The organism is Pseudonocardia sp. ICBG601 (genome assembly GCF_020496245.1).
Genome location: NZ_JAHLJA010000240.1, coordinates 1 through 8,136, shown reverse-complemented (window position 1 = coordinate 8,136; position 8,136 = coordinate 1). Strand labels below are relative to the sequence as shown.

The window sequence follows — 8,136 nt, the reverse complement described above, 5'->3', positions numbered from 1 at the left end:
CGCGATCTACCCGGTGCTGCGCAACGTCGTCGCCGGGCTCTCCTCGGTGGACGACGCCGTCCACGAGTCCGCACGGGGATGGGGATGGGCTCGGTCCGCCGGATGGTCACCATCCAGCTGCCGGGCCTGGCCGGTTGATTCTGTCCGGCATCCGGGTCGCGGTCCTGATCATCATCGGTATCGCGGTCGTCGCCCGGCGCGGCATCAACGGCCCTGGCTTCGGCTCCTCGCTCTTCCTCGGCCTGCAACGGCTGGGATCGGTCAACTCGTTCAACCAGGTTCTGGCGGCCACGCTCGGCTGCCTCGTCGTGGCTGCGGTCTACGAGGTCGTCTCTGGATCGTGCAGCGCTTCACCACCCCGAGGGGGATCCGTGTCTGATTCCGGCAAGCCGATGATCGCTCTCGAAGGCATCAGCAAGACCTATCCGAAGTCCACCACCCCGGCCGTGCAGGAACTCGACCTGCGGGTGCCCGAGGGCACCATCTCGATGTTCATCGGGCCGTCCGGCTGCGGCAAGACGACCACGCTCAAGATGATGAACCGGCTCATCGAGCCCACCACCGGGTCGCACCTGCTCGACGGCGACGACGCACCGACCACTCAACGCCGACGAGCTGCGCCGCCGCATCGGCTACGTCATCCAGCAGGTCGGCCTGTTCCCGCACTTCACGATCGGCGACAACATCGCCGTCGTCCCGAAGATCCTCGGGTGGGACCGCAACCGGATCGCCGCCCGGGTCGACGAGCTCCTGCACCTGGTCGGGCTGGAGCCCAAGGACTACCGCGACCGCTACCCCCGCCAGCTCTCCGGCGGCCAGCAGCAGCGTGTCGGCGTCGCCCGCGGACTCGCCGCGGACCCCGGTGATGCTGATGGGACGAGCGTTCGGCGCCATCGACCGATCACCCGCGAGCGCATCCAGGACGAGTTCCTGGAGCTGCAGCAGCAGATCGCCAAGACCATCTGCTTCGTCACCCACGACCTCACCGAGGCGGTCAAGCTCGGCGACCGGATCGCGGTGTTCGGGCCCGGCGGCACGCTGCAGCAGTACGACACCCCCGACATGATCCTGACCCACCCCGCCAATGAGTCGTCGCCGAGTTCGTCGGCGCGGCGCCGCGGTCCGGCGGCTGTCGCTGCTGGAGCTGTCCCGCCTGGAGCTGCAGCCGGTCGACCTCGACGGCACCGCCGCCCGCAACGGCTCCCCCACCTACGAGGCCGACGCGCAGGGCCGCCCGGTGCGCTGGGCCTACCTGCCGGGCACCGCCGACCTGCCCAAGCTGGTGACGGTGCCGCGCACCGGGACCGTCTACGACGCCGTCGACGTCATGCTCGACTCCCAGACCGAGCTGGTCGGGGTGGTCGACGAGCAGCAGAAGCTGCAGGGCGCGCTGTGGTGGCGCGACCTGGTCGAGGGCCTCAAGACGAAGGCCGGTTCGTGAGCGCCCCCGCCGCCGAGGAGACCGGCGCCGGCGCGCCGTCCGGGTCGTCCTCGGCCGAGCCGGTCGTCCGCCGGACCCGGCGGCTGGACCGGTCGCTGATCGTCAATCCGCTCATCGCCGTCGTCGGTGTGGTGTGGGTGCTGCTCTACGCCGCCTCCCAGGGCCTCGACGACGTCGAGGCCTCGGTGATCAACGCGAGCTCGCTCGGGGAGCGGCTCGGGGAGCACCTGGTGCTGACCGGGCTGTCCACCCTCGTCGTGATCATCGTGGCGATCCCGGCCGGCATCGCGATCAGCCGCCCGTCCGCCCACCGGATCCAGCGCCCGATCCTGGCGTTCACCGGGTTCATGCAGGCCCTGCCCGCGTTCGGCGTGATCGTCCTGCTCGCGTTCTCCCCGCTCGGGCTGGGCCTGCCCACCGCCGTCGTCGCGCTGGCACTGGCCGCGCTGCTGCCGGTGCTCACCAACACCGTCGTCGGGCTCCAGCAGGTCGACAAGGCGCTGATCGAGGCGTCCGCGCGGCATCGGGATGTCGGCGCGGCAGACGCTGCTGCGGGTCGAGCTGCCGCTGGCGACACCGGTCATGGTCGCCGGCGTCCGCGTCGCGCTCGTGCTGAACGTCGGCACCGCGGCCCTGGCGACCTACGTCGGCGCCGGCGGGCTCGGCGAGCCGATCAAGGGGATGCTGGAGCTCGGCCGCCCCACCGGAACCCTCGTCGCCGCGACCATCGTCGCCGCGCTGGCCCTGATCGTGGACTGGCTCGCCGGTCTCGCCGAGTACGCCGTCCGCCGCAACGCCGGCTGACGCGGGCCCCGCTCGCCCCCGAATCCCCGCAGTACCGCATTCCCTGGAGGACACGTGAAGTTCGGACGATCCCGGGCGTCTCGCCCTGACGGCGATGGCCGCCGCGGCGGCGCTCGCCCTGGCGGGCTGTGGCGGCCTGAGCGGCAGCGGCCCGTCGGCCTCCGGCGGCTCGCTGGCCCAGGCCGGCGACCTGAGCGGACAGAACTACGTCGTCGGCGGCAAGAACTTCGACGAGCAGCTGGTGCTCTGCCAGATCACCGTCGCCGCGCTCGAGTCGGCCGGCGGCAACGTCACCGACCGCTGCAACACCGGTGGCACCGACGTCACCCGCCAGGCGCTGCTGGCCGGGGACATCAACATCTACTGGGAGTACACCGGTACCGCCTGGGCGTCCTTCTTCAAGGAGACCCGCCGGATCACCGACGACAACGAGCTCTACAACCTCGTCGCCCAGCGCGACCTGGAGCAGAACAAGATCCAGTGGCTGGACAAGGCCAACTTCAACAACACCTACGCCTTCGCCATGACCGAGGCGAAGTCCCAGGAGCTCGGCATCACGACGCTGTCGCAGATGGCCGACTACATCAAGTCGGGCCGGGCACCGGCGGGTTCGATGTGCGTGGAGACCGAGTACAACTCCCGTGACGACGGCCTGCGCGGCCTGGAGAAGACCTACGGCTTCACCGCCCAGAACCCGCAGGTGCTCGCCACCGGCGTGATCTACCAGGCCACCGCGGACAACAAGTGCCTGTTCGGCGAGGTCTTCACCACCGACGGCCGCATCCCCGGCCTGAAGCTCAAGGTCCTCGACGACGACAAGCGCTACCACGTCACCTACAACGCGGCACCGACCATCCGGGCCGACGTCTACAACGCCAACCCCGCCGTCCGGCAGGTGCTGGCGCCGATCGCCCAGGCCCTGGACTACAACACCATCCTGGACCTGAACGGCAAGGTGTCCTCCTTCGGCCAGAACGAACGCGACGTCGCGCGTGAGTGGCTGACCCAGAAGGGCTTCATCGGCTGAGGTGTCCCCCGGTACGCCCGCCGCGACCCCGCCCCGGCTCCACCGGGTGCGGGGTCGCGGTGTCCGGTGTCGCGGGTCGATCACCGTGCGCGCGTGAACGTTGCGCCGGGGGACGGTTCGTGATCGGCGACCGGACCATGCCCTCCCGGCGAACCAGGACGATCCCGTGAGCCCCTTCCCCGGCCGCAGGCTGCGGACGCTGGTCCCGGCCCTGCTCGCCGTCGCGCTGCTGGTGGGCGGTTGCACCGGCCTGGCCGGCGGCGGGCCACGGGCGTCGGCCGGGTCGCTCGCCCGGGGCGCGTCGACCTGTCCGGGCGGACCTACGTCGTGGGGTCGAAGAACTTCGACGAGCAGCAGATCCTGTGCCAGATCTCGATCGCGGCGCTGGAGTCCGCCGGGGCCTCGGTGACCGACCGGTGCAACATCGGCGGGTCCGACGCCACCCGGCAGGCGCTGCTGTCCGGGGACATCTCCACCTACTGGGAGTACACCGGCACGGCGTGGGCGTCGTACCTGCGCGAGACCCGCACCCTGCCCGACGACCAGGTCCTCGCCGAGCTGCGGCGCGCGCGACCGTGTGCAGAACGGCGTGGTGTGGCTGGACCGCGCCCGGTTCGACAACACGTACTCCTTCGTCGTCGACGGGCGCGACGGCCGCCCGGCTGAACCTGAACACGATCAGCGACATGGCCGCCTACGTCCGCTCCGGCCAGCCCGGCGACGTCTGCGTCGAGACCGAGTACGCCTCCCGCGCCGACGGCCTCGCCGGGCTCCAGCGCGCCTACGGTTTCGAGCTGCCCGGCGAGCGGCGCAAGACCCTCGACCAGGGCGTCATCTTCCAGTCGACGGCCGACGGCGTCTGCCTGTTCGGCGAGGTCGCCGCCACCGACGGCCGCATCCCGGCGCTGGGCCTGAAGGTGCTCACCGACGACCGCGGCTACCACATCACCTACAGCGCGGTCCCGGTCTTCCGGGCCGACGTGTTCGACCGGGCCCCGCAGGTCGCCGACCTGTTCGCCCCGATCACCGCGGCCCTGGACCAGCAGACCGTGCAGCAGCTCAACGGCCGGGTCTCCGCAGGCGGGCAGAGCCCCCGTGATGTCGCGCGGGCCTGGCTGGCCGAGCGCGGGTTCATCGGGAGCTGAGCCGTGGCGCGCCGGCAGGTCGACGAGGTCCGCGACGGGGTGGAGCTCACCAGCCTCGACGCCGAGGCCTTCGACGGCGCCGGCGTCACCAAGCGGGCCCTGCTCGACCACCTCGACGCCGTCGCCGGGCTGCTGCTGCCCGCGCTGGCCGACCGGCCCCTGTCGGTGGTGCGGGCCCGCCCGGCCAGGCGCCGTTCATGCAGAAGAACCTCCCGCGCGGGGCACCGGACTGGATCCCGACCGTCGACGTGTGGGCGGAGTCCTCGCAGCGCACCGTGCACTACCCGCTCTGCCACGACCGCCGCACGCTGCTGTGGTTCGGCAACCAGCGCGCCGTCGAGTTCCACCCGACCCTCGTGCCGCACGGCGCGACGACCACCGGCGAGCTCGTCATCGACCTCGACCCGCCCGACGGCGCGGGCTTCGACCGCGTCGTCGCGGCCGCGCGCGCCCGGTCCGGGCGGCGCTGGCCGAGCTGGGCCTCGCCGCTGCGGTCAAGACCAGCGGTGCGACCGGCCTGCACCTGGTGGGTCCCGCTGTCCGAGCAGCTCCCGATCGACGACGCGTTCGCCGCGACCCGCGCGGTGTGCGCCCGCGCCGCGGCGCTGGCCCCCGACGTCGCGACGACCGCGTTCATCCGGGACGACCGCGGCGGGCGGGTCTTCCTCGACCCGACCCGGGCTGGCGGGGCCACCCTCGCCGCGCCCTACAGCCCGCGGGCCCGCCCCGGCCTGCCCCGTGTCGTTCCCCCTCACCTGGGACGAGCTGGACGGGGCCTCGCCCGCCGACTTCACGGTGGGCACCGTGGCCGGTCTGCTCGACGGGCGCCCGACCTGGTCGGAGCTGCGGCCCGCACCCGCGTCCCTGCCGGAGGTGCTGCTCACCGAGGGCCGGGCGATCCCGGTGCCGCGGGTCGCGGCCATGCACGAGGGGAAGCGCCGCAAGCGCGCCCGCGAACGCGACGGGTGATCACCGGTCGTGGCGGATCCCGCCCGGCTCACGGACGCTGCGCTCCACGACCGTGATCACTCGTCGACGTCGTCGCGGGCGCTCCGGTAGAGCCAGCGGTCGGCGTCGGCGAGCGGTCCGATCAGCACGTAGCCCCTGGGGCCCCCGCCGGGGTCGGACAGCTCGATCGTCCGCGGCGGACGGCCGGTGGCGTCGGGGTCGATGCGCACCTGCTCGCCCGCGTAGGGACCGTCGTCCAGGACCGCGTACATGGCAGGGGATTCTGCCACCGCGCCCGGCCCCCGGGCCGGTGCGCCGACCCGGCCCCGGTGATCTGGACGGTCGTCGGCGTGGCCGCGGTGGGCTACTGCTTGCGTGCCCGGCTGGGCTGCACCCGCAGCGGCTCGCCGGGCATCTTCGGGTACTCCGGCGGGTAGGGCAGGTCCCCCAGGCCGCGCTCGGCCTCGTCCTCGGCGTACCACTCCAGCGCCCTCGCGCAGCTCCCCCGCTCGTCGGCCATCCCGGCGTGCGGGTCCCCGTGGCGTTCCAGCAGACCGGGCACGGTGCGCAGGGTGAACCCCGCGGGGTCGACCTCGCCGAGGTCGTCCCAGGTGACCGGCATGGAGACGGTCGCGGCGGGCAGGCCGCGCACCGACCAGGCCGAGGCGATGGTGCGGTCACGGGCCGCCTGGTTGTAGTCGAGGAACACCCGCTCGCCGCGTTCCTCCTTCCACCAGTCCACCGTGGCCAGCTCCGGGATACCCCGACAGACGCGCCGGGCGATCGCGATGACGGCGCGCCGGACCTGCACGAAGTCCCACTCGGGCCGGATCGGGCAGGCGACGTGCACGCCCCGCCCACCGGAGGTCTTGGCCCACCCGGTCAGTCCGGCCTCGGTGAGGACCTCGCGCAGCGTCTGCGCGACGACGACGGCGTCGCCGAAGTCGGTGCCCGGCTGCGGGTCGAGGTCGATGCGCAGCTCGTCGGGGTGGTCGGTGTCGGCGCAGCGGACCGGCCACGGGTGGAAGTCGAGGGTGTTGAGGTTGGCCGCCCAGGCGATCGTCGCCGGCTCGGTGATCGACACCGACTCGGCGGTGCGGCCGCTGGGGAAGGTCACCGTGCAGGTCCGCACCCAGTCCGGGGCGCCCTTCGGGACGCGTTTGACGAAGAACGGCTCGCCGTCCACCCCGGAGTTGAACCGCTTCAGGTTGGTGGGCGGGGTCACGCAGCGCGGACGCCATCGGCTCCCCCACCGCGACGTAGTACTCGACCACCTCGCGCTTGGTGATCCCGAGCTCGCCGAACACCACCTTGTCCGGGCTGGTCAGGCGGACCTCACGCGGCCCGTCCGGCCCGTCGACCTGCAGCATCACGACCTCACGGCTCGCCACCCGGCGAACCTACCCCGGTGACTATCGTGTGCCCATGAGTTCCGACCGGTCCCCCCGGTTCGACGACGACCTGCTGGGCCTCGACCCGGAGGACCCGGAGGCGCGGGAGTTCGCCGCGCACCTGGACCGCATGCAGCGGCTGCCGTCGTGCTCGGTGGAGGGCTACATCCGCGGTGTCGGGGACTTCGCGCGGAGTCGGCGAACCGGCTGCGGGGCCCCCGGCGGGCCGCCGCGGTCGCGGTGACGGTGCTGCTGCTGTTCGTCGCGGCGTGGGTCATCGCGAACGCGGCCGGGTTCGTGGTCGCCACCTGGGTCTGACGAGCCACCCGGGTCCGACGACCGGCGGCGCACGACCGATCAACGGGTTACCGTGGATGCATGGGTCTGTTCAGCCGCAACACCACCGCCTCGGGTCCGAGCTCCCGGCCCGAAGGTGCAGAAGTCCGACGAGGAGTGGCGGGCCCAGCTGAGCCCGGCCGAGTACCAGGTGCTCCGCAAGGCCGGGACCGAGCGCCCGTTCACCGGTGAGTACACCGACACGACCACCACCGGCGTCTACCGCTGCCGGGCCTGCGGGGCGGAGCTGTTCCGCAGCGACTCGAAGTTCGCGTCGCACTGCGGGTGGCCGTCGTTCTTCACCCCGCTCGCGGGCGACGCCGTCATCGAGCGGGTCGACTCCAGCCTGGGCATGACGCGCACCGAGGTGCTGTGCGCGAACTGCCACGGCCACCTCGGCCACGTGTTCGAGGGCGAGGGCTACGGCACCCCGACCGACCTGCGCTACTGCATCAACTCGGTCTCGCTGACCCTGGAGCCCACCGAGGGCTGACACCGGGGCGGCCGTCGCGCGACGGCCCGCACACCGGCTCACGGCAAGGACGCGACGAGGTCGCCGACCTCGACCCGCGGGCCGGTGTAGAACGGGATCTCCGCGCGCACGTGGCGGCGGGCCTCGGTGCCGCGCAGGTGCCGCATGAGGTCGACGATGCGGTACAGCTCGTCGGCCTCGAAGGCGAGGATCCACTCGTAGTCGCCGAGGGCGAAGGCCGGGACGGTGTTGGCACGCACGTCCGGGTAGTCGCGGGCCTCCATGCCGTGGTCGGCCCAGCATCTTCCGGCGCTCCGCGTCGGGCAGCAGGTACCACTCGTAGGACCGGACGAACGGGTAGACGCAGACGTAGCGCTTCGGGTCCTCGCCGGCCATGAAACGCCGGGACGTGGCTCTTGTTGAAACTCCGCCGGGCGGTGCAGCGCGGTTCTGGCTCCAGACCGGCACGCTGGCCCGGCCGAGCGCGGTGGTGCGGCGCAGGTCGGAGTAGGCGGCCCTGCAGCGACTCGATCTCCGAGGCGTGCCACCAGATCATGTAGTCGGCGTCGTGC

At 72.5% G+C, this 8,136-nt stretch carries 12 protein-coding genes and 4 pseudogenes; 10 read left to right on the top strand and 6 right to left on the bottom strand.

Translation table 11 applies throughout. The features are described from left to right. Window positions 1-392 precede the first annotated feature (392 nt). From KPL57_RS71545 to KPL57_RS63450, 3 genes and pseudogenes are all read left to right on the top strand, one after another. Window positions 393-548: pseudogene (locus KPL57_RS71545) on the top strand (ATP-binding cassette domain-containing protein); the annotation flags it as partial. Window positions 549-615: 67 nt separating this feature from the next. Further along, window positions 616-801 (top strand): annotated as a pseudogene (locus tag KPL57_RS68990) (ABC transporter); the annotation flags it as partial. A 283-nt stretch (window positions 802-1,084) separates the two neighbouring features. Then, the gene (locus KPL57_RS63450) at window positions 1,085-1,441 is read left to right on the top strand and encodes a hypothetical protein (protein ID WP_226359242.1); all 357 of its coding nucleotides are present in this window, start codon (window positions 1,085-1,087) and stop codon (window positions 1,439-1,441) included. Here the strand turns inward: KPL57_RS63450 and KPL57_RS63445 are convergent. Beyond that, window positions 1,419-1,556 (bottom strand): hypothetical protein, encoded by a 138-nt coding sequence (locus KPL57_RS63445; RefSeq protein WP_226359241.1) that lies wholly within the window; start codon window positions 1,554-1,556, stop codon window positions 1,419-1,421. The genes KPL57_RS63450 and KPL57_RS63445 overlap by 23 nt on opposite strands. Window positions 1,557-1,586: 30 nt before the next feature. Beyond that, window positions 1,587-1,904: a hypothetical protein gene (locus tag KPL57_RS63440; protein WP_226359240.1), complete on the bottom strand. Its 318-nt coding sequence runs from the start codon at window positions 1,902-1,904 to the stop codon at window positions 1,587-1,589. Between the two features lie 65 nt (window positions 1,905-1,969). Between KPL57_RS63440 and KPL57_RS63435 the strand changes: the two genes are divergently transcribed. The 5 genes from KPL57_RS63435 to KPL57_RS63415 all read left to right on the top strand — a co-directional run bounded on the left by KPL57_RS63435 (window position 1,970) and on the right by KPL57_RS63415 (window position 5,442). After that, window positions 1,970-2,245, top strand: a complete 276-nt coding sequence (locus KPL57_RS63435) for an ABC transporter permease subunit (RefSeq protein ID WP_226359239.1) — start codon at window positions 1,970-1,972, stop codon at window positions 2,243-2,245. 94 nt (window positions 2,246-2,339) lie between these two features. Next, the gene (locus KPL57_RS63430; protein ID WP_075311603.1) at window positions 2,340-3,272 is read left to right on the top strand and encodes a glycine betaine ABC transporter substrate-binding protein; all 933 of its coding nucleotides are present in this window, start codon (window positions 2,340-2,342) and stop codon (window positions 3,270-3,272) included. A gap of 327 nt (window positions 3,273-3,599) precedes the next feature. Further along, entirely contained in the window at window positions 3,600-3,938 is a 339-nt protein-coding gene (locus KPL57_RS63425) for a glycine betaine ABC transporter substrate-binding protein (protein WP_226359238.1), read from the top strand. A 20-nt stretch (window positions 3,939-3,958) separates the two neighbouring features. Continuing rightward, on the top strand, window positions 3,959-4,417 hold the full coding sequence (locus KPL57_RS63420; protein WP_226359237.1) for a glycine betaine ABC transporter substrate-binding protein: 459 nt from the start codon (window positions 3,959-3,961) through the stop codon (window positions 4,415-4,417). 197 nt (window positions 4,418-4,614) lie between these two features. Beyond that, entirely contained in the window at window positions 4,615-5,442 is an 828-nt protein-coding gene (locus KPL57_RS63415) for a hypothetical protein (protein ID WP_308253506.1), read from the top strand. On the opposite strand, the gene KPL57_RS63410 is transcribed toward KPL57_RS63415, so the two are convergent. Together KPL57_RS63410 and ligD are read right to left on the bottom strand one after the other, a co-directional pair. After that, complete coding sequence (locus tag KPL57_RS63410; protein ID WP_075305685.1) at window positions 5,443-5,637, bottom strand: hypothetical protein; 195 nt, start codon at window positions 5,635-5,637, stop codon at window positions 5,443-5,445. A gap of 92 nt (window positions 5,638-5,729) precedes the next feature. Further along, window positions 5,730-6,735, bottom strand: a pseudogene (gene ligD, locus KPL57_RS63405) (non-homologous end-joining DNA ligase). A 55-nt stretch (window positions 6,736-6,790) separates the two neighbouring features. Between ligD and KPL57_RS63400 the strand changes: the two are divergent. Both KPL57_RS63400 and msrB read left to right on the top strand, forming a co-directional pair. Then, a complete protein-coding gene (locus tag KPL57_RS63400; protein ID WP_374203984.1) occupies window positions 6,791-7,000 on the top strand; it encodes a hypothetical protein in 210 nt (69 codons plus the stop codon). Window positions 7,001-7,189: 189 nt separating this feature from the next. Next, on the top strand, window positions 7,190-7,585 hold the full coding sequence (msrB, locus tag KPL57_RS63395; RefSeq protein ID WP_063718729.1) for a peptide-methionine (R)-S-oxide reductase MsrB: 396 nt from the start codon (window positions 7,190-7,192) through the stop codon (window positions 7,583-7,585). Window positions 7,586-7,623: 38 nt separating this feature from the next. Here the strand turns inward: msrB and KPL57_RS68985 are convergent, their stop codons facing one another. Together KPL57_RS68985 and KPL57_RS68980 are read right to left on the bottom strand one after the other, a co-directional pair. After that, window positions 7,624-7,848: a chlorite dismutase family protein gene (locus KPL57_RS68985; RefSeq protein ID WP_264200078.1), complete on the bottom strand. Its 225-nt coding sequence runs from the start codon at window positions 7,846-7,848 to the stop codon at window positions 7,624-7,626. A 76-nt stretch (window positions 7,849-7,924) separates the two neighbouring features. Then, window positions 7,925-8,032 (bottom strand): annotated as a pseudogene (locus tag KPL57_RS68980) (hypothetical protein); the annotation flags it as partial. Window positions 8,033-8,136 lie beyond the last annotated feature (104 nt).

Coding starts and splice junctions, on each gene's coding strand:
- KPL57_RS63410 (WP_075305685.1), bottom strand. CDS start 5,637: ATGTACGCGGTCCTGGACGACGGTCCCTACGCGGGCGAGCAGGTGCGC.
- KPL57_RS63420 (WP_226359237.1), top strand. CDS start 3,959: ATGGCCGCCTACGTCCGCTCCGGCCAGCCCGGCGACGTCTGCGTCGAG.
- KPL57_RS63450 (WP_226359242.1), top strand. CDS start 1,085: ATGAGTCGTCGCCGAGTTCGTCGGCGCGGCGCCGCGGTCCGGCGGCTG.
- KPL57_RS63430 (WP_075311603.1), top strand. CDS start 2,340: ATGGCCGCCGCGGCGGCGCTCGCCCTGGCGGGCTGTGGCGGCCTGAGC.
- KPL57_RS63400 (WP_374203984.1), top strand. CDS start 6,791: ATGAGTTCCGACCGGTCCCCCCGGTTCGACGACGACCTGCTGGGCCTC.
- KPL57_RS63445 (WP_226359241.1), bottom strand. CDS start 1,556: ATGAGCGGATTGACGATCAGCGACCGGTCCAGCCGCCGGGTCCGGCGG.
- KPL57_RS63435 (WP_226359239.1), top strand. CDS start 1,970: ATGTCGGCGCGGCAGACGCTGCTGCGGGTCGAGCTGCCGCTGGCGACA.
- KPL57_RS68985 (WP_264200078.1), bottom strand. CDS start 7,848: ATGGAGGCCCGCGACTACCCGGACGTGCGTGCCAACACCGTCCCGGCC.
- KPL57_RS63415 (WP_308253506.1), top strand. CDS start 4,615: ATGCAGAAGAACCTCCCGCGCGGGGCACCGGACTGGATCCCGACCGTC.